The sequence below is a fragment of the Nesterenkonia lutea genome, assembly GCF_014873955.1.
GTDB lineage: Bacteria > Actinomycetota > Actinomycetes > Actinomycetales > Micrococcaceae > Nesterenkonia > Nesterenkonia lutea.
Window position 1 is genome coordinate 2,497,150 of record NZ_JADBED010000001.1, and the last position, 19,596, is coordinate 2,516,745.

Genomic DNA, 19,596 nt, shown 5'->3' on the forward strand with positions numbered 1-19,596 from the left:
GACATGGAGCGTTTGGTTGTAAATCTGAGTCGCGTGATGGGGGTCATCGCCGCCCTGGCGATAGTCGTGCTCATGGCCGCGATCGTGACCGATGTGGTCACGCGATACCTGACCGGTTCGAGCATGCCGGCCATGGTGGAGCTCTCAGAATCCGCGCTCGTGGTCTCCATCTTCTTCGGGCTGGCGTGGGCGGGCGCCTCCGGGGCGCATGTGTCAGTCACCCTGGTCACCGACCGCCTCTCGGCGCGGTTGAACCGGCTCCTGGCTGTCACGGTCTGGGTGCTCACCACCCTCTTCGTCAGCTGGTTGACCTTTGCGACCGCCGGCAGGGCGATGAACGCCACCGGCAGGGGTGAGACACGCATGGGCATCGTGGAATGGCCGACGTGGCCGCTTCGGTGGGTGATCGTGGCGGGCTTCCTGGCGCTGCTGCTCGTGTCCCTCGCCAATCTCGTGCGGGCCCTCCGTGGCCGTGACATCCTCCCGGCCCAGATCGACGAACTCCCCCGACGTGACACGGTCGCTGAGACCGGCGAGCACGCGAGCCTCTGACCGGAAGAGAAACTGCCCAATGGAGATCTATCACGTCGTCCTGCTCACCCTGGTCCTGCTGGTGGGGCTGCTGTGCATCAAGATGCCCGTAGCCCTGGCACTCGGTCTCGCCGGTGCTGTCGGACTGGTGCTGCTGCGCGGGTTCGACTACAGCACGAGCACCCTGGGTTCGGTTCCTTTCGCTGATACGGCGAGCTTCACCCTCACCATCATCCCCATGTTCATCCTGATGGGGATGTTCGCGGTGCGGGCCAATATCGCCGTCAATGTCTTTGCAGTGGCGCACTACTTCACACGAAGGGCCCCTGGAGGCATAGGAGTCGCGACCGTGATGGCCTGTGCCGGGTTCTCCGCCGTGTCCGGCTCCTCCATCGGAACCGCCGCGACCGTCTCACGCCTGGCAGTGGGTCAGATGCGAGCCTCTGGGTTTCCCGCGAGTCTCGCCACCGGAATCGTCGCCATCGCCGGCACGCTCGGCGTCATGATCCCGCCCTCCACCTTTCTCGTCCTCTATGCGGTGCTGGCTCGCGAGTCTGTGGCCGCACTGCTGGCGGCAGGAATCATCCCCGGGATCCTCTCCGCGCTGAGCTATATCACCTACATCATGATCTTCGGTCAGCGTTCTGTGCGGAAGGAGCTGGCGCGACGCGAAGGTGCTGGCGGTGACAGCGGCGTCGACGGTGACGGTGAACGGCTGGGCGAGGCTGTGGAGCAGGCGCGCAGGGAGCTGGCCAGCAAGACCGTCTCCCTCCGTGAGCTGCCGTGGCGGGGGGTTGTGCATGTAGGCATACTCTTCCTCGTCGTGATGGGAGGGATGTACACAGGCGTCTTCACATCGACGGAGGGCGCTGCCATCGGTGCGCTCACCGGACTCGTGATCCTTGTCATCGAGAACCGGCGGCGGGGAGGGCGCCACATCTTCGCCGCGTTCAAGGACTCGCTCCTGGACACCGCGCAGTCGACCTCGATGGTCTTCCTCATCATCGTCGGTTCCGGCATCTTCTCCGCCTTCCTGGTGACGGCCGGCGTCACGCAGGACATCACGGTATGGGTCACAGGCCTGTCGTTCCATCCGATGTTGATCATGGCGATGCTTCTCATCTGTCTCATCCCGCTCGGCATGTTCCTGGAATCGATGTCGATACTCGTCCTGGCTGTTCCGCTGCTGTACCCCATCGCCGCGGACCTGGGATTCGACGGCATCTGGCTCGGCATCATGATCGTCAAACTCATCGAGATCGGGATGGTCACTCCTCCAGTGGGGATCATCACCTTCGTGATCGCGGGCACCGCGAACGTCAGATCAGAGACAGTCTTCCGCGGCGTCCTTCCTCTGCTCGTCATGGACGTCATCACGACGACGCTGCTGTTCCTGGTCCCAGGAATCACCCTCTTCCTGCCATCTCTCATGACGTAGCCGGCCCCTCGGAAACGCTTCGTCGCTGGAGCACAGGTCATGCACCGCTGGACCACCAGTGACGCTCCCTACCGCGGACAGTGGTAGCAACGAACTACAAGGAAGGAACAACGATGTTCACGATTTCCAAGAGACGCAGAGTCGCAACAGCAGCTGGGGCGATCGGCGCCCTGGCGCTGCTTGCGGGGTGTTCAGAAGGCGTGGTGCAGGGCGAGGATGGTGGCGGTGAAGATGTGGCCGCGGAGGAGACCCTGACGCTGGTCACCGCCGCAATGGACGGGACACCCAACGCGGCAGTCCAGGACTGGTTCCTGACTGAAGTTGAAGAACGCAGTGAGGGTCGTATCGAGTTTGAACGCACGGAGGCCTACTCCCTGTGCGACGCTCCCGAGATCGCCGACTGTGTCCGTGACGGTCGAGCGGAGATCGGGGTCTCGATTCCGGACTACACGCCCGTCTACTTCCCCTCGACCTCGGTCGTCTCTGTCCCCTTCGTGGGGCAGAACTGGCAGGGGATCACACATTCCCTGCATGAGCTGCATCGGAACAACGCCGATGCAGAAGCCGTCATGACCGACAACAACCTGCATTTCGTCGGCACCTGGCCGGTCGGTCGGATGCTCATCGGCACTCATGAGCCGCTGGAGTCCCCGGAGGATCTCGATGGACTCTCAACCCGGGTCTCGGGACCGTTGGCGATCAATCTCTTTGAAGGGGAGGGAACCAATGTCGTCTCCCTCGCGGCCAACGAGGTGTATGAGGGCCTCGAACGAGGTGTCGTGGACTCTGCTGCGGCCAGCATCGACTTCCCGGTCAACTACCGCCTCAATGAGCTTCTGCCCTATTGGACCGATCCCGGGGTGGGCGAATATTCGTCCTTCGGCATGTGGATGAATCTCGACACATACGAGGAGATGTCGGAAGACCTCCAGCAGGTCATCGATGAAGTCGCAGCTGACCTGGCTGCAGGGGCCGGCGCCGAGGCCTTCTATGCTCAGGCGACGGAGCAGTGCCCCTCGATGCTGGAGGCGGAGACGCTGGAAGGCTTCACGCGCTGGGACGAGGACATCACCGCGGCCTGGGAGGAAGAGACCGGAGACAGCCTGCAGAGCGCCTGGGTCGACCTCGCCACAGAGCAGGGACTCGAGAACGCCGAGTCAGTGCTCGATGAATACATGGCCGGTCTTGAGGAACTGTCCGACCCTGAGGCACAGGACGCGACCCTGACCTGCATCGAGGAGTTCAGCAACCAGTGATCTGCACAGCACGGTGAGCACCCTCAGCGGGAGATCGGAATGATGGACCCCCAAGGGATTCATCATGAAGGTCTCCCGCTGGTCGCTCAGGTGAATCTCGACCGCCGTGGCCTACCCTGGAGGCATGAGCGAGACTTTGCCGACCACGCCTGAACCCACCCACCTGGGCCATCTGCGCCGGGAGCGACTGCTATCCGCCAGGCTCTACGTCTGCACGGACCTGCAGCGGTTCATCACCCGCCCCGAGGCCGGACCCGTGGACGAGCTGGACTTCGATGCGCTGCGCGAGTTCTTCGTCGCGGCCTACACCGGGGGCGTGGACATCATCCAGGTCCGGGACAAACAGGTCACGGTGCAGACCGAGATCGCCGCGCTGGTCCTGCTGCGCCAGGTCGCCAATGAATACGGCGGCCTCTCTGCGGCGAATGACCGCGCCGATGTCGCAGCGATCGCGGGAGTCGATGTCTTCCACGTGGGCCAGGAGGATCTCTCCACGGAGGAGGCACGGCTGGTCCTGGGCGACGACGTGGTCATCGGTCGCTCCTGTCACAGCATCGAGCAGGTGCGTGAAGCCGATTCAGACATCGGCCTGGACTACTTCTGCACCGGACCGATCTGGGAGACCCCCACGAAACCTGGCCGAGCCGCCGTCGGACTCGAGCTCCCCGCACAGGCAGCGGCGCTGGAGAGTTCCAAGGTCTTCTTCGCCATCGGCGGCATCGACGAGACCAACATCGCGCAGGTCACCGAGGCCGGCGCCGACCGCGTGGTGGTTGTCCGCGCCGTGACCCAGGCTTCGGACCCTGCCGCGAGCGCCCGGGCGCTTCGCGACCAGCTCCCGGCTTAGCGTTCGCTTTGGCGGGCTTGGTCTTCTCCGGCGCGGCCGTAGCGATCTCACTGCGGCCGCTGCCGGGCCTCCTGCCTCGGGCCACCCCGATGAACTCCTGGATCACCGGGCCGTCCGCCTCACGCAGCCAGGCCAGTCCGACGTCATAGCCCGGGGCGCCCTCGACCTGGCGGATCACCACGTCGCGGCGCGAGAGCATCCGGGCCACCGAGTTCGGCAGGATCACCAGCCCTGCGCCCGAGGCGACGACCTCCAGGGCCAGGCGCTCCCCCGCCGCCAGTTCGGCACCGAGCTTCGGCGTGTGGACGTCACCGCTGGGATCTGTCTCCACCGGGTCTGGCCCGACCGGACCCGACCCCGCGGCATCCGCCACGCCCGCGGCACGCGCGGATTCTGCGAGCATCCTCGCCGGATCGAAGAAGGGCTCGGAGGCGATCTCCTCCCAGGTCACTGACTCCTCCGCCGCTGCGACCCAGTGATCGCGGGCCGCGCAGACCACCGGGTGCTCGCGATAGAGCCAGACCCGGTGCAGATCGTCTCCAGTGCCGGTCTCCGCGTCCTCGGGGAAGCGGATATACCCCACGTCCACCGTCCCCGCGCGCAGACGCTCGAGCTGACCGGCCTCGTCGTAGTTCTCCACGCTCAGCGCGAAGTCCGGATAGCGCTGCCGCCAGCGGGTCACCCATTTGTCCGGTGTGGCACCCGGAACAGTCCCCAGCTTCATCGTTCCAGTCTACGGATCGCTAGGCCACCGGCACCTCCGCAGTGCTCAGGTAGGCGGCGGAGCTGTCATCCAGCGCTTCGATCCACGGGGTGTGGTGCGGCACCGCCTCGGTCTGGGTCATCACGGAGCGGTAGCAGCGGTCGCGGTAGGTCAGGATGTCTGCCTGCTTGTCATGCTTCCACTCCAGGAAGATCTCGACCACTGCATCGAGATCGAACATCGGATAGTCCGTGAGCTCGATCAGGTCACGGATGTAATCCGCCTGGAACTCGACATCCTCACGGACCGTCTCGATCGCGTGCATCCGGTTCAGCCACCTCTGGATGTCCCTGCGCCGCACCTCGGCGGCGGGGATCGCGAAGCGGTCCAGGATCATGTCGCGCACGAGCCATGCCTGGGCGTCGAACATGTTGAAGGTGAACCACTGGTCCTGCATGCCGAGGAAGTACAGATGAGGTGTCTCCTCGGCGGCCACACCCTTATAGAGCCTGTCGGGATAGAGCGTATTGGCTGTGCGCAGCCTGAGCTCCTGCGGCAGGAAGGGAAAGTGGTGCCGATACCCCGTGGCCAGGATGACCGCGTCGAATCCTCGGGTCCTCCCGTCACGGAAATACGCCGTGCGCCCCTGAAAACGCCGCACCAGCGGCCATTCCTCGAGAGAGGCTGGCCAGCCAAAACCCATCGGTTCGGTGCGATAGCTGAAGACCACGGAGGCCGCACCGAGCTTGTGCGCCTGGATGCCGATGTCTTCCGCAGAGTAGCTTGATCCGATCACCAGCACGTCCTTGTCGGCCAGCTCCTCCGCCCCACGAAAGTCGTGGGCGTGCATCACTGGGCCGGGGAAGCTCTCGATACCCTCGAAAGCCGGCACATGGGGGAACGAAAAATGCCCGGTGGCCACCACGACGTCGTCGAAGTGCTCCGTGGACTCGGACTGACTCGGAAGATGTTCTGAGGTCACGAGGAACCCGCTGATCGGGTGCGGGGTCACGGTGCGTACAGCGGTGGAGAACCGCACCCAGTCTCGGAGCCCCGTTCCCTCCACCCGCCCATTGATGTAGTCCCACAGCACAGCGCGCGGCGGGTAGGAGGAGATAGGACGGCCGAAGTGCTCGTCGAAGGAGTAGTCCGCGAACTCGAGGCACTCCTTGGGGCCATTGGACCACAGATGCCGGTACATGCTGCTGTGCACCGGTTCGCTGTGTTCATCCATTCCCGTGCGCCAGGTGAAGTTCCACTGACCACCCCATTGTGACTGCTTCTCGAAGCAGACGACCTCTGGAATGTCGGCTCCCTGCGCGGCGGCAGAGGCGAAGCCGCGAAGCTGTGCCATGCCACTCGGACCTGTTCCGATCACGGCAATGCGGGCAGTCATCTCTGGCTCGTTGGGCATCGGTTGACCCTACGCCACGAAGTCCCGGTCCCCGGTGAAGAATCCGAGGGCGTAGTCGTCGGTCTCGAACCGGACTGGCGTGCCCTTGGGGAAGAACAGGATCTCTCCCTCCTCGGCGAGGACCTGTTCCCCGGTCTTCATGTCTGTGAGTTTGAACTGTCCTTTGACGACGTACTTCATCTCGTCATAGGTGTACTCGTACTCCAGCGGTTCCCCGGCCTTCAGTTCGAAGAATCCACTGCACATGCGGGCGCCCTCGGGATTCATCAGAGCATCACCGATGAACGCCTCGACTCCTGGCACGTTCATCGAGGGAATGTCCTTCTTGGCACCGGTCACCTTGTGGATCGATCCGGTCTTCGTCATCGTGCCGAGCAGCTGCTTTTCCATGGTTCCTCCTGGGTGGGGTGGTTCTTCTCGGTTCTCAGAGGTTCTCCGCGGGATCCTTCCCGGTGGAGAACCTCGCAAGGGCTTCATCGGCGGAGAGTCGTCGATAGGTCTGTGCGGTGATGCCGGCTTCTCTGCAGGCTCGGCGGCAGGCGAGCATCTGGGCTCTCGTGGCGGGGTCCACCTCATCCAGACGCGTCCCGAAGATCTCGAGCCACTGCCGCAGATCGCTGACGGAGCTGGGGCCCGCCCCTATCTCCAGCAGCGCCGCGTCCTCGCGGCGGGCGAACTTCTGATGACAGCGATGGGGCTGAAGGACATCTTCGACCATGGCCTCACACTCCGGGTCAGAGCTGCTCAGGACGGTCTCACCCACAGCGGTCCCACCCCGGGGCGCGTAGAGGTAGGCCGAGGCGAGCTGCTCACAGAAGCTGGAGCCGTCGGTCCATCCGCTCGGGGAGCGACAGATCCAGTCTCTGCCCCTCCATGGCGCCGGGGAGGCGGCCGGGCCCTCCGGAGCCTCTCCGACTCCCTGAAGCCCGGACTCAGGGAGCCCAGTGTCGGCCAGCCCAGTCTCGGGCAGCAGCAATCGTGTGATGCCCCGGTCGTTGAGCGCACCGAGCAGAACATAGGGATCTGCGGGAACGAAGACCTCTCGCCGCGGAGGCCAGACGTCCATGGGAGAGAAGTCCCCGAACCTGCCGCCGACATGGAAGAGGAACACCGGCGGATACTGGTCCTCGCGACGCCTAGGCTCCGCGTCATAGGAGAGCCCCATTGCCAGCTGAATCATCAGGCTGGCTCCCACCGCCCCCAGGGGTGAGCTCATCACCACCCCCAGCCGATCGTGCCGGTCCCAGTCGGGGAGGATCATCCGCGGGTCGCAGGGTCCGCCTCCGATCTGAGCCTTGAAGAGCTCGGAGCGGCAGAGCACGGAGACGTGCATCCGGGGCCTACCCTTCCTGCGGTGCACGGGCGGAGAGCCACTGCACGGCGCGGTCGCGGTAGGCGATGAACCCTTTGTAGTCCGCCATGTCCTCGGGGAGCTCCGCGAGGACCGCATGCAGCCGGGCCCGCCAGGGCTCGATGCCTGCGATGGCCTCCAGGGGCAGCAGATAGGTGCGGATCAGGAACATGACGCTGCCGGACTCGGGAAGGCGCACCAGGTGCTGGACCTCCACACGAAGGTGGACTTCAGCCCCGAACGCGTCGTCGTCCACGGTGAGGATCCGGGTCCGATCCGGGCCCCATTCCGGGTAGGTCTCTGTGGAGACGTCCAGCCGGCGTCCGACGGTCAGCGACCAGTTGGTCCGGCGGTGGGGCGCATCGGCCTGCAGGCGCATCAGGAACTTCTGTGCGCGGGCGATCACTCCCGTCTGGTGCACACGGGGCACAGGGCCGTGGATCTCCAGGAAGCTCATCCCCACGTCGAACCCGAAAGACCAGTCGGCGGCGAAGGTGACCAGTCCCGCGTCCACGAAGAGCTGACCTTCACGCTGATCCAGCAGCGCGATGTCCTCCTGCACCTGGGCGCCGATGAATGTCAGCGGCTCATCCGGGAGGGTGTCCTCGTCGCCGTAGCTGAATCGCTGTTCGATGCCCAGCAGCCGGTTGGTCCAGAGGAAGGTCTCGCCCTCGCCCTCGCGCTCCAGCACCATCTGCTCGGGATGGGCGAGCGCGAGCGCCTGCATGATCGTGAGCATCGCGTCCCAGGCGGAGGCCCGCATATGCGGCAGCACCTGCATCCGGGAGGGATCCCTGCCGAGGATGGCCTGGCGCTCCCCGAGCTCGTGGGCGTACTCGCTGTCGATGTGCACGACGCTCTCGCCCCACTGGCCGGCAGGGGTCTCCACGGCAGCGCCGGCGCGCTCGACGTTGGTGGAGTATCGGTAGATGTCCTGGGGGAAGGGGAACGGAAAGGTCCTCACCAGGTCAGGTGCCAGATCAGACGCCAGGTCGGATGCCAGGTCGATGTTCATAGCGGAACCTCCAGAGAGTCGGTCTGCGCCCGGGAGACGCAGCACATCAGGGAATCGTCTGCCGCCTTCTCCTGGTCTTCCAGGTAGTGGTCTCGGTGCAGCGGCGTCCCGGCGGTGACCGGGATGCGGCACTCACCGCAGAAGCCCTGGCGGCACAGATTGGGGACGGAGATGCCGGTCTCTTCGAGCACCTCCAGCAGGCTGCGCCCCGGCTCCACGGTCACGGTGCGCTGGGAGTCGCGGAGGACCACTTCGAAGGGCGCTCCGGGATCGAGTGCATCCGCTCCGAAGCGCTCGGTGTGAATGCGACCCTCCGGCCACCCGAACTCCTCAGCGCTGCGACAGACTGTGTCCATGAAGGACTCCGGGCCGCAGCAGTAGAGATGGGTGCCGATCGGCTGACGGCCGAGGCTCTCCTGCAGCGCGGCGTGAAACTCGCTCCGTCGGGTGAAGCACCGCAGAGACTCGGGGGCGAGCTGGCGCAGCTCGTCGAGGTGGGTGCCGTGTCCGGGTCGATGCGAATAGAGGACCTCTGTCTGGTGTCCCCAGCGGGCCGCTGCGCGTAGGTGGGACAGGATCGGGGTCACTCCGATGCCGCCAGCGATGAGCAGGTGCTTGCGCGCCTTCTGCATGGGCGGAAACATCGAGCGAGGGGGTCGGACGGTGACCATGTCCCCCGGGCTGCGCTCGTGCAGCCAGCGCGAGCCGCCCCGACCGGCGCCGAGCTTGAGCACGGAGATCGTGTAGGCGCTCGGCATCCGTGAGTCCCCCAGCAACGAGTAGGCGTTGACACTGGGACCGCACTCCAGCACCAGGTGGCTGCCGGGGGTGAAGGACGGCAGCGAAGCTCGGTCCGGTCGCGCCAGGGTGAGTGTGCGCACTTGCGGGGAGGCCTCGGTGATCTCCGTGACTACGAGTTGCAGCATGGTCATTCGACTGCCTCCCCCTCTGGAGCCCATTCCTCGGCATCGTTCTTGAATCCCAGGAAGCTGCCACGGCGTCGGGAGACGTGGTGGTGGACCAGCAGCTCCTCCTGACAGCCGCGACAGCTGATCACCTCCGCGATGGCTGCGGAGGTGATCATCGTGGTCTCGCAGTGCGCGCAGGTGACCGGGAGGGCCTCCACACTGGTGGTTCCTACGATGATCTCGGCATCAAGGAGGCCCGCCCCCAGGGCGAGTGACCGGGTGCCCAGCACGTCGAGCAGCGCTCCGGCGATCAGCAGCCTCCATCCGACGACGGCGTCGCGAAGCTCGGCGTCCACCCTCCGACGCTCGTCCGGCGAGGCTTGTTCCCGGGGCGCAAGCTCGAGCGTTCGGTGGGGGATGGAGAGCTCATCAAGACCGTCGGTCCAGCGCGCGGCGACCGGGGCAGCGGCGTAGGAGAGGATCGTGCAGCGCGAGGCCCGGGGATCAAGCGGCTGCACCAGGGGCTCCAGCGCCCACTGGGGAACGCTGGTGTGTTCCATCACCGGTGACATCTGTCCTCCAGGAGCGCCTCAAGAAACGATTCCCATGCGGAAACGTTGTCTTCCCATGGTGGACCCAGGCAGGTTTCAGGCGCGTGACGAATGCGCAATGATCGCGTAAAAGCCGAAATTTCTCCGTTTTACTCAAAGCTTTCTCGTCCGTCACGCGGACGAAACACCAGGCTGTTTACTGTCGTAATACGCTGTTTAATACGGCGATACTACCGATTGCCCTGAATAATCACTCGCCCGTGAATGGAGATCTGCACTGATGGCCGAAATGCAGGAATTGGCAGATGTAGCGTGGGTTCTGGCCGCTATGACAGTGGTCCTTCTGATGTTTCCCGGCCTGGCCCTCCTCTACGGAGGCATGGCTGGGACAAAGAACGTCCTCAATATGTTCGCGATGGTGATGACCACTCTGGGCACCGTCACCATCATCTATGTGCTCTACGGCCATGGCATGGTCCTGGGTGAATCCCTGGGCGGCGTCATCGGCAATCCGCTGGACTACTTCGGCATGGTGGGCCACGACCAGGTCGGGGTCGACGGCGGCTTCGCCGAGACGCTGGACCTGGCGTTCTACACCTTGTTCGCCTGCATCACAGTCTCGATCATCGCCTCGGGCGCCCTCGGTCGGATGAAGTTCTCAGCCTGGATGGTCTTCTCGGTCGTCTGGGCCACGCTGGTGTACTTTCCCCTGGGACACTGGGTCTTCGGTGACGGGTGGCTCGGGGCCAACGTCAACTTCCACGACTACGCCGGCGGGACAGCGGTCCACATGGCGTCCGGCTTCGGCGCACTTGCACTCGCTGTAGCCCTGGGCCCGCGGCGGAACCTGTCGGCGCGTCCACACAGCCTGCCGCTGGTCCTTCTCGGCACCGGCATCCTCTGGATGGGGTGGCTGGGCTTCAACGGCGGCACCGCAGCAGGGGCGAACTACGTCGCGCAGTACACCACGATGACCACGCTGTTCGCCGGGGGCACAGGCATGCTGGGCTTCATGGCCTTCGAGAAGTTCCGCGATGGGAAGGCGACAGTCCTGGGCATGTGCTCAGGCATCATCGCCGGGCTGGTGGCTATCACCCCTGCAGCTGACGCGGTCGACCCCTTCGGTGCGCTGGCGCTGGGTTTCATCGCCGGAGCCTTTGTGGCCTGGGCCTGCACCTGGAAGACGAAGCTGGGCGTGGACGAGTCACTGGATGCCTTCGCCGTGCATGGCATGGGCGGTATCGTCGGCGCCATGTTCGTCGTGTTCTTCGGCTGGGCCACGTACACCAATGACGAGCCGATTCGCGGCATCTTCTTCGGCGGCGACATCTCTCTGCTCTGGGGCGAGCTGATCGCCATCGGCGTCACCTGCATCTACGCCTTCGGCGTCACCTGGATCATCGCCAAGGTCATGGACAAGACCATGAACATCCGGGTCAGCGAAGAGGACGAGGAAGACCTCGACTTCAAGCTCCACGGCCAGACCGCCTACGACTACAACTGAGGAGCACCCCCATGAAACTGATCACCGCGGTCATTCAGCGGAACAAGCTCGATCCTGTCACCAAGGCTCTGGCCGAGCGGGGTGTCGGCGGGCTGACCGTGATGGATGTGATGGGCTACGGCACGCAGAAGGGGCGCAAGGAGGTCTTCCGCGGAAAGACCTACGAAGCCGGCTTCCTTCCCAAGACCAGAATCGATGTGATCGTCCCGGCCGCCGAGGCCGAGGGCGTCATCGACACCATCGTGGCGGCTGCCAAGACCGGCTCCATCGGTGACGGCAAGGTCTGGGCGACGCCCTTGTCCGGCATCGTGCGGGTCCGCACCGGAGAGCATGGCGAGGACGCAATCTAACCGGCAGCGCCAGAAGACCTCCCTTTCAGGACGATGTCCAGGGAGGGTCCCTCCAGGGTGGGGATGCATGCTCCGCGCATGCATCCCCACCTTTTTCCTTTCCGAGACCGGGGGTTCACATCGCGGAAACAGAAGCGGTGTTTACTACAGGTGTACGCTGATTCATGACAGTGAAAGGACTCTCGATGGCCTCCCCGTCCTTGAAGGAACTCACCGAGCAGCACAAGACGAGATTCATCCTCGCGCTCTTCGTCGACCTCAACGGCAAGCCCTGCGCCAAGCTCGTGCCCGTGGAAGCCGTCGACCAGCTGATCGAAGAAGGGGTCGGCTTCGCCGGCTACGCGGCCGGAGCGATGGGCCAGGAGCCCAAGGACCCAGACATCATGGCGATGCCCGATGCTTCTTCCTTCACCCCCGTCCCCTTCATCCGCGAGGGTCTGGCCATCGTGCATTGCGACCCCCACGTGGAAGGCCGGCCCTGGGGCTACGCCCCCCGTGTGATCCTCAAAGACATGATCGCCAAAGCCGCGGAAAAGGGCTACGAGCCCCAACTGGGAGCCGAGGTCGAGTACTTTCTGCTCAAGAAGGACGCCGAGGGCAGACTCGTCACCGCCGACGACGGCGACAACCACGCGCAGCCCTGCTACGACGCCCGCGGGGTGACCCGGATGTTCGGTCATCTCTCAGAGATCTCCGAGGCGATGAATGCGCTGGGCTGGGGGAACTACGCCAACGATCACGAGGACGGCAACGGACAGTTCGAGCAGAACTTCCACTATGACGAAGCTCTGATCACCGCTGACCGGGTCGTGACCCTGCGCTATCTGATCACCATGATCGCGGAGAAACGCGGGATGATCGCCACATTCATGCCCAAACCTTTCGCCGACCGGACCGGCACCGGGCTGCACTTCCACATTTCGCTGACCTCCCAGGGGAAGCCGATCTTCCCGGGGGGCAGCGCGCCGGAGGTCCCCGATGCCCACGGACTCGGTCTCTCTGAGGACGCCTACCACTTCGTCGGCGGCCTGCTCGAACACGCCAACGCGCTGCAGGCGCTGCTGGCCCCGACTGTGAACTCCTATAAGCGCACCGGGGCGGTGGCCACCACCTCGGGGGCCTCCTGGGCGCCGCGGACGGCGACCTACGGCGGCAACGACCGCACCCACTACATCCGGGTCCCCGACGCCCACCGCGTCGAGCTGCGAGGCGGTGACGGAGCGGCGAATCCCTACCTCGCAGCCTCTGCGCTCATCGGCGCAGGCCTGGACGGGATCGAGAAGAAGAGGGACCCGGGCACGCCCGGTGATGGGCGGGAGCATGAGCCCTGTCTGCCGCTGACCCTCGTCGACGCCGTCGAAGCACTGGAGGCAGACCAGACCATCCTGAACGTGCTCAACACCGTCGATCCCGGCGTGGGCAGGTATTACAACAACCTCAAGCGTGAAGAGTTCCACCAGTACCATGCGCAGGTCACCGAGTGGGAGATCCAGCGCTACCTCACCGCCGTCTGAGCCTCACCGCCTTCTGGCACCTCACGGCCCTACAGCCAGCGCCTCACGGCCGAATAGAAGAAGGGAACCCGCCATGTGTGGAATCGTCGGACTTCATCTGCGAAACCCAGACCTGTATCCGCGGCTCGGCGAGATGCTGAGCAGCATGCTCTGCGAGATGGAGGAGCGCGGAGCGGACTCTGCAGGGGTCGCCGTCTACGGGGACCCGCAATGGTGCCCTCCGGGCACGGTCACCGTCTCGGTGCTGGAGTCCCAGCAGAGCTCGCTGGAACTGAGCACTGCCGTCACTGCCCGCCTCGGAACCTCGGTGAGCATCGCCCAGGTCGGAGAGACCCAGCTCATCAGCGCTCCCGTCGACGTCGAGGAGCTCAAGCAAACCATCCGCGACGTTGCCCCTGGGTCTCTGGTCGCCGGGTTCGGCCAGGACCTCGCCGTGCTCAAGGGCGTGGGGCACCCTCGTGATCTCGCGGCGGAGTTCGGACTCGCCTCGGCGCAGGGCTGGCAGGGCGTGGGGCATACCCGAATGGCCACGGAGTCCGCGGTGACCCCTGGCGGCTGCCACCCCTATGCCGTGGGTGACGGCCAGTGCATGGTGCACAACGGCTCCTTCTCCAACCATGCGACCCTGCGTCGGGAGCTCATCCGCGACGGGGTCACGTTCGATTCGGAGAACGACACCGAGGTCGGCGCCCGCTACATCGCCGAGCAGATGCGCCGGGGAGCGACAGTGGAAGAAGCCGTGCACTCGCTCAGCGAGGAGTTCGACGGCTTCTACACCCTGCTGGTCTCCAACCGCGACTCCTTCGCCGTGGTCCGCGACGCCATCGCCTGCAAACCTGCGGTCATCGCCGAGACCGAGGACTGGGTGGCCATGGCCAGCGAGTACCGGGCGCTCACCGACCTGCCCGGCATCGAATCGGCCCGCCTCTATGAGCCCGAGCCCAACCGGATCTACGCCTGGTCCCGCAAGGAGGTCTCCGCGGCATGAACACACTGACTGACACCACCACCTTCGATCTCCAGAGCAGCACGCTGCGCGAGGTCAATCGGGCCCTGCATGTGCCAGGCGTCGCCGGGGCCTTCAGCATCCGCAATCCTCGGGGCGCCCACGCCCTGGCGGCGGGAGTCAATGCGGAGCTGGAGATCTCGATCGAGGGACATGTCGGTTACTACGCCGCCGGCATGAACCAGCAGGCCGCCATCACCATCGCCGGCAATGCCGGCGTGGGCGTCGCCGAGAACATGATGAGCGGCTCCGTCCGTGTCACCGGAAACGCCTCCCAGTCTGCGGGCGCCACCGCCCACGGCGGCCTGCTGGTGGTCGAGGGAGACGCGGCGGCACGCTGCGGGATCTCGATGAAGGGCGTGGACATCGTCGTCGGCGGCGACGTCGGTCATATGAGCGCCTTCATGGCTCAGGCCGGGCGGCTCGTGGTGCGCGGCGATGCCGGCGAGGCGCTCGGGGACTCGATCTATGAGACCCGCATCTACGTCCGGGGCTCGGTGGCCTCCCTCGGCGCCGACTGCACGGTCAAGGAGATGCGCCCGGAGCACCATGAGGAACTCGCCGCGCTGCTGGCGGCGGCCGGATACCTCGAGGACGACACCCATGCCTACACCCGCTATGGATCGGCCCGTCAGCTCTACCACTTCACCGTCGACAACGCGGACAGCTACTGAGCGTCCTGCAGTCCCTTCCGGAAGGAACACCACCGTCATGACTGAACAGGCCACCGCCCATGGGCTCCGCGAATCGGCCACCTTCGACCAGAGCACCATGGCCGAGATCCGCCGCGCCGCCGCCACCGGCGTCTACGACATCCGCGGCGGGGGCTCCAAACGCCGACTCCCCCACTTCGATGATCTGCTCTTCCTGGGCGCCTCGATGTCCCGCTACCCGCTGGAGGGATACCGTGAGCGCTGCGGCACCGACGTCCTGCTGGGGACCCGCTTCGCAGAGCAGGGCGTGAAACCCATGCATCTCGACATTCCGGTGACCATCGCCGGAATGAGCTTCGGCGCGCTCTCCGGCCGCGCCAAAGATGCGCTGGGCCGCGGCGCCTCGGCAGTGGGCACCTCCACCACCACCGGCGACGGCGGGATGACCGATGAGGAGCGCGGCCAGTCCAAGCACCTGGTCTATCAGTACCTGCCCTCGCGCTACGGGATGAACCCCGATCACCTGCGCATGGCCGACGCCATCGAAGTGGTGCTCGGCCAGGGCGCCAAGCCTGGCGGCGGCGGCATGCTGCTGGGTCAGAAGATCACCAGTCGGGTGGCGAAGATGCGCACCCTGCCCGAGGGGATCGATCAGCGCTCTGCCTCCCGCCATCCCGACTGGACCGGCCCGGACGACCTGACCATCAAGATCCAGGAGCTGCGCGAGATCACCGACTGGCAGGTGCCCATCTACGTGAAGGTGGGAGCCTCCCGGACCTATTACGACACCAAGCTGGCCGTCCATGCCGGGGCCGACGTCATCGTCGTCGACGGCATGCAGGGCTCCACGGCCGCGACCCAGGAGGTGTTCATCGAGCATGTGGGCATCCCGACCCTGGCGGCGATCCCGCAGGCGGCACAGGCCCTGCGTGAGCTCGGGATGGAGCGCGAGGTGCAGCTGATCATCTCCGGAGGCATCCGTCACGGTGCGGATGTGGCCAAGGCCATGGCGCTCGGGGCAGACGCCGTCTCCATCGGCTCGGCGGCGCTGATCGCGCTGGGTGACAACGATCCGCGCTACGCGAAGGACTATGAGGCGCTGGGTTCGGCTGCCGGGTACTTCGACGACTATCAGGACGGCACCGATCCCTCCGGCGTCACCACACAGGATCCGGAGCTGCAGATGCGGCTGGACCCCGAGGCCGGCGGGCGCCGACTGGCGAACTTTCTGCGCGTGATGACCATGGAGGCCCAGACGATCGCCCGGGCCTGCGGCAAATCGCATATCCAGCACCTCGAGCCGGAGGACCTGGTGGCGCTGACCGTGGAGAGCTCGGCCATGGCACGGGTGCCGCTGGCCGGGACCAGCTGGATCCCTGGGTCCGCGACCGGTTACTGATCCGACCGGCGACGGATGAGACCTGCCGAGGACCAACTCGGCGCGGACCAGTGAGCACAGACGCCTCCCGCGCCCCGCGCCCGACCCCGCGGGCTGAGGTCCGAGCGCTCTCCAGCCTGCCGGCGAGCCCCTGGCGCAACGGCGGCGGGACGACCCGGCAGCTCGCTGTGGCAGCTGCCGACGCCGGCCCGGGGTTCAGCTGGCGACTGAGCCAGGCAGAGCTGATCGGCGATGCAGAATTCTCGCCATTTCCAGGGGTGGGGCGGGTCTTCACGCTGCTCTCCGCGGGTCCCGTCCGGCTGGCGGTGGATGGGGAGAGCCGGACGGTTCCCCGAGGTGAGCCGCAGAGGTTCTCCGGGGAGACCGAGGTCTCGGTCAGCCTCAGAGCAGGCACACCGGAGAAGGCGCTGAACCTGATGCTCGCCCGCGGGCTTGCGCGGGGAGACGTGCAGGTCATTCGCGGCTCTGGCCGGCTCGTCCTGCCCGCTGATCACCTTGTGGCAGTGGTGGTCATCGACGGAGCGCTGGTGCTGCGCGACGGCAGGACAGTGAACGCGCTGGAGGCGATCCTGCCCTCCCCGCGGGCGCACTCCGGGACCCCGTCCCACGGCGGCCCGGCCCCCGGCGGCGGGCTCCACGACGGTCTGATCCAGGAGCTCGACTCCGCACGGGCGGGCGGCGCCGGGTCGGTCACCGTGGCAGCAGTCCAGGTGTTCCCCGGTGGCGCGGAGGCTATCGGCTGAGATCCTCCAGCACTGTGACCAGCGCCTGGACACCTTCCTCGATGTCTGCATCGCCAGCATGCTCCGCCGGGGCGTGGGAGACGCCTCCGGGGTTGCGCACGAACAGCATGGCCGAGGGCACATGGGCGGCGAGCACACCGGCGTCGTGTCCTGCTCCCGTGGGCAGCAGAGGCGCACCCGGGAGCAGCTCCTGCATCCGCTGTTGCAACGCCACATCGAAGGTGACCGTGGGTGAATAGGAGTTCTCGGCCAGAGTGAAGCGACACCCCTCCGCGGCGGCGATCTGATGGGCTCGCGTCTCGACGGCGCTCACCAGTCGGCGGACCACCGCGTCGTCAAGGTGGCGCACGTCCATCCACATGTCCACCGCGGAGGCGATCACATTGGTGCCCCCCGGCACGGGGATGAGGTTGCCGATGGTTGCCCGCGCCTCCGGGATCTTCTCGGCCTCCTCGCGGATGGCGAGGATGATCTGCGCCGCGGCGACCACGGGATCGCGGCGGTCATCCATCGGGGTGGTCCCGGCATGATTGCCCTCCCCCTCCAGCCGCAGCTGCCAGCGACCGTGGCCCAGGATGCTGGTGGCCACTGCCACGGGCGCATCCAGGTGGACGAGCCCTTTGCCCTGCTCCACGTGGAGTTCGACGAAGGCGGCGATGGACCTCATCCGCTCCGGATCTGCGCCGATGCGTTCCGGGTCCAGGCCATGCCGAGCGGCGAGCTCGGCGAAGGTCACGCCTGCCGAGTCGGTCAGCGCCCGGGCCTTCTCCGGGGCCAGCTCTCCGACCATGAGCCGGGAGCCCAGGCAGGCCTGGTTATAGCGAGAGCCCTCCTCCTCCGGAAAGACGACGACGGCGAGGGCCCGCCTCAGCCGGTGGCCGCGCTGTTTGATCCGGTCCAGCGCATCCAGTCCGGAGACCACTCCGAGGGGGCCGTCATAGGCTCCTCCGCCGGGCACCGAGTCGAGATGGCTGCCGGTGATCACGACTTCTTCGCGCTCTCCGTGCGGGGCGTCCAGCCAGGCCCAGAGGGCGCCGTTGCGGTCCACCTCCACGTCGAGGCCGCGCGCAGCGGCCGCTGCGGTGAACCAGGCGCGGAGTTCCAGCTCGGGTGCGGAGAAGACCGGACGGCTGTATCCGCCTCGCTGCGGGTCTCGGCCGATCTCGGCGATCTCTGCAAGCAGCTTGACTGCGGTCATGGGGCTGGGTCCTCTCCGGGAGTACTCGTCCACGGTGTCAGGAAGCGCTCCGGCAGCAGGGCGCGGCCGGCGTCGTCGGTCTCTGCTGCTGCTGCGGCAGCGGCGAGCTCACCGATCAGCGGCGCGAACTTCGCCCCGTGTCCCGAACAGGGAGAGACCACGGTGATGTTCTCACAACGGTCGAAGACGAAGTCCTCCGTGGGGGTGTTGGTGAAGATGCAGGTGGTCTCGGCATAGGGCTCAGGCACCACCCCGGGAAGGTGGCGCTCGACGTATTCCACCACGCGCTCTCGGTTGGCGGCGTCGACGACGCCGTCCTGGTCGGCGGCGGAGTGCAGGATTCTGCCGCCGTTGAACTCTGCGATCTTGTGGCCGCGGAAGTCGGCATCGCGCCCGCCGGGAAGTCCATAGGTCTGGATGGCGTCGGTCTTGTGCACCAGCACCGGCCACGCGAGTGTGGGATCGCGGTAGGGGAAGTGGTAGGCCTGCTCCTGCCGGACCTGAAACTCCGGAAGGGCCCTGCGAAAGCTCTCAGGCAGCTCCAGCGCGGCCAGCAGCGACGGCAGCCACCCGCCCGCGGCGACGACCACACGTTCGGCGTCCACCTGCTGGCCGGAGACGCTGCTGATCCGGTAGCCCCGGGCGGACCGGGCGACCGAAGACACCTCCCAGGAGAGGTTCACCGTCGCTCCCGCCTCGGTGGCCAGACGGACCATCCCCTCCACCGTGCGTTCGGCGTCGATGACGCCGGCCTGGGGCTGCCAGAGCACGTCGGAGTCGAAGGACAGCTGGGGCCAGCGCTGTTCGGCCTGGGCGGCGGTGAGGAGCTCGTTCTCGATCCCCTGCTTCTCCAGGATCTCGGAGAGCAGCGCGGGGCTGCGCCTGGCACCGAAGTCGACTCCCCCGGTGGGGGCGATCAGCTGTTCATCCAGCTGAGACTCCAGCTCGGACCAGAGCCCTGCGGAGCGTTTCACGAGTCCCACATAGTGCGGATCCGGGTAGGGGTACCGAAAGATGCGCGCGGAGCCGTGTGAGCTTCCGCGCGCCCCCGCGGGGGAGTCCTGCTGCTCGAGAAGAGTGACCTCGTGTCCGGCGGAGGCGAGCTTCCAGGCCACGGCGGATCCGGCGAGACCAGCGCCGATGACGGCATAGCGGGAGAAATCCATGGTTCCACGCTACGAACTCACTGTGCTGTGGTCCAATACCAATATCCGC

The 19,596-nt window shown here is 66.1% G+C and carries 20 protein-coding genes; 11 read left to right on the plus strand and 9 right to left on the minus strand.

The features are described 5' to 3' along the window. The first annotated feature begins 3 nt into the window (after positions 1-3). The 4 genes from H4W27_RS11375 (at position 4) to thiE (ending at position 4,072) form a co-directional block, all read left to right on the plus strand. Entirely contained in the window at positions 4-552 is a 549-nt protein-coding gene (locus H4W27_RS11375) for a TRAP transporter small permease (protein ID WP_192596032.1), read from the plus strand. Positions 553-571: 19 nt separating this feature from the next. Next, a complete protein-coding gene (locus H4W27_RS11380) occupies positions 572-1,969 on the plus strand; it encodes a TRAP transporter large permease (protein ID WP_192596033.1) in 1,398 nt (465 codons plus the stop codon). A gap of 113 nt (positions 1,970-2,082) precedes the next feature. After that, a complete protein-coding gene (locus H4W27_RS11385) occupies positions 2,083-3,225 on the plus strand; it encodes a TRAP transporter substrate-binding protein (RefSeq protein WP_192596034.1) in 1,143 nt (380 codons plus the stop codon). 124 nt (positions 3,226-3,349) lie between these two features. After that, a complete protein-coding gene (gene thiE, locus H4W27_RS11390; protein ID WP_192596035.1) occupies positions 3,350-4,072 on the plus strand; it encodes a thiamine phosphate synthase in 723 nt (240 codons plus the stop codon). On the opposite strand, the gene H4W27_RS11395 is transcribed toward thiE, so the two are convergent. Genes H4W27_RS11395 through H4W27_RS11425 form a run of 7 tightly spaced genes read right to left on the minus strand, consistent with a single transcriptional unit; the run spans position 3,969 to position 10,023 of the window. Further along, positions 3,969-4,796, minus strand: coding sequence for a LysR substrate-binding domain-containing protein (locus H4W27_RS11395; protein WP_192596036.1), 828 nt, complete (start codon positions 4,794-4,796; stop codon positions 3,969-3,971). The genes thiE and H4W27_RS11395 overlap by 104 nt on opposite strands. A 19-nt stretch (positions 4,797-4,815) precedes the next feature. Next, complete coding sequence (locus H4W27_RS11400) at positions 4,816-6,189, minus strand: NAD(P)/FAD-dependent oxidoreductase (RefSeq protein WP_318782330.1); 1,374 nt, start codon at positions 6,187-6,189, stop codon at positions 4,816-4,818. Between the two features lie 9 nt (positions 6,190-6,198). Beyond that, positions 6,199-6,579: a cupin domain-containing protein gene (locus H4W27_RS11405; protein WP_192596037.1), complete on the minus strand. Its 381-nt coding sequence runs from the start codon at positions 6,577-6,579 to the stop codon at positions 6,199-6,201. A gap of 34 nt (positions 6,580-6,613) precedes the next feature. Beyond that, a complete protein-coding gene (locus H4W27_RS11410; RefSeq protein ID WP_192596038.1) occupies positions 6,614-7,522 on the minus strand; it encodes a hypothetical protein in 909 nt (302 codons plus the stop codon). A 7-nt stretch (positions 7,523-7,529) separates the two neighbouring features. Next, positions 7,530-8,555 carry a heme-dependent oxidative N-demethylase family protein gene (locus H4W27_RS11415; protein WP_192596039.1) on the minus strand — a complete coding sequence of 342 codons (1,026 nt, stop codon included), beginning with the start codon at positions 8,553-8,555 and terminating at the stop codon, positions 7,530-7,532. Beyond that, positions 8,552-9,481: a PDR/VanB family oxidoreductase gene (locus H4W27_RS11420; protein WP_225939099.1), complete on the minus strand. Its 930-nt coding sequence runs from the start codon at positions 9,479-9,481 to the stop codon at positions 8,552-8,554. The genes H4W27_RS11415 and H4W27_RS11420 overlap by 4 nt, the downstream gene beginning before the upstream one ends. A 2-nt stretch (positions 9,482-9,483) precedes the next feature. Beyond that, a complete protein-coding gene (locus H4W27_RS11425) occupies positions 9,484-10,023 on the minus strand; it encodes a dimethylamine monooxygenase subunit DmmA family protein (RefSeq protein ID WP_192596041.1) in 540 nt (179 codons plus the stop codon). Between the two features lie 280 nt (positions 10,024-10,303). On the opposite strand from H4W27_RS11425, the gene H4W27_RS11430 reads away from it, so the two are divergent. The 7 genes from H4W27_RS11430 to H4W27_RS11460 all read left to right on the plus strand — a co-directional run bounded on the left by H4W27_RS11430 (position 10,304) and on the right by H4W27_RS11460 (position 17,183). Next, a complete protein-coding gene (locus H4W27_RS11430) occupies positions 10,304-11,518 on the plus strand; it encodes an ammonium transporter (RefSeq protein ID WP_225939473.1) in 1,215 nt (404 codons plus the stop codon). 11 nt (positions 11,519-11,529) lie between these two features. Next, complete coding sequence (locus H4W27_RS11435; protein ID WP_192596043.1) at positions 11,530-11,868, plus strand: P-II family nitrogen regulator; 339 nt, start codon at positions 11,530-11,532, stop codon at positions 11,866-11,868. Positions 11,869-12,032: 164 nt separating this feature from the next. Further along, the gene (gene glnT / locus H4W27_RS11440; RefSeq protein ID WP_225939100.1) at positions 12,033-13,382 is read left to right on the plus strand and encodes a type III glutamate--ammonia ligase; all 1,350 of its coding nucleotides are present in this window, start codon (positions 12,033-12,035) and stop codon (positions 13,380-13,382) included. 73 nt (positions 13,383-13,455) lie between these two features. Then, a complete protein-coding gene (locus H4W27_RS11445; protein ID WP_192596044.1) occupies positions 13,456-14,370 on the plus strand; it encodes a class II glutamine amidotransferase domain-containing protein in 915 nt (304 codons plus the stop codon). Further along, positions 14,367-15,062, plus strand: coding sequence for a GltB/FmdC/FwdC-like GXGXG domain-containing protein (locus H4W27_RS11450; protein ID WP_192596045.1), 696 nt, complete (start codon positions 14,367-14,369; stop codon positions 15,060-15,062). Before H4W27_RS11445 ends, H4W27_RS11450 begins: the two co-directional genes overlap by 4 nt. Positions 15,063-15,099: 37 nt before the next feature. Continuing rightward, the gene (locus tag H4W27_RS11455; protein WP_192596046.1) at positions 15,100-16,440 is read left to right on the plus strand and encodes an FMN-binding glutamate synthase family protein; all 1,341 of its coding nucleotides are present in this window, start codon (positions 15,100-15,102) and stop codon (positions 16,438-16,440) included. 50 nt (positions 16,441-16,490) lie between these two features. Beyond that, positions 16,491-17,183, plus strand: a complete 693-nt coding sequence (locus H4W27_RS11460; protein WP_192596047.1) for a HutD/Ves family protein — start codon at positions 16,491-16,493, stop codon at positions 17,181-17,183. On the opposite strand, the gene H4W27_RS11465 is transcribed toward H4W27_RS11460, so the two are convergent. After that, complete coding sequence (locus H4W27_RS11465) at positions 17,173-18,381, minus strand: allantoate amidohydrolase (RefSeq protein WP_192596048.1); 1,209 nt, start codon at positions 18,379-18,381, stop codon at positions 17,173-17,175. The two genes, H4W27_RS11460 and H4W27_RS11465, sit on opposite strands and share 11 nt — an antisense overlap. Further along, a complete protein-coding gene (locus tag H4W27_RS11470) occupies positions 18,378-19,547 on the minus strand; it encodes an FAD-dependent oxidoreductase (RefSeq protein ID WP_192596049.1) in 1,170 nt (389 codons plus the stop codon). Before H4W27_RS11470 ends, H4W27_RS11465 begins: the two co-directional genes overlap by 4 nt. Positions 19,548-19,596: the final 49 nt, after the last annotated feature.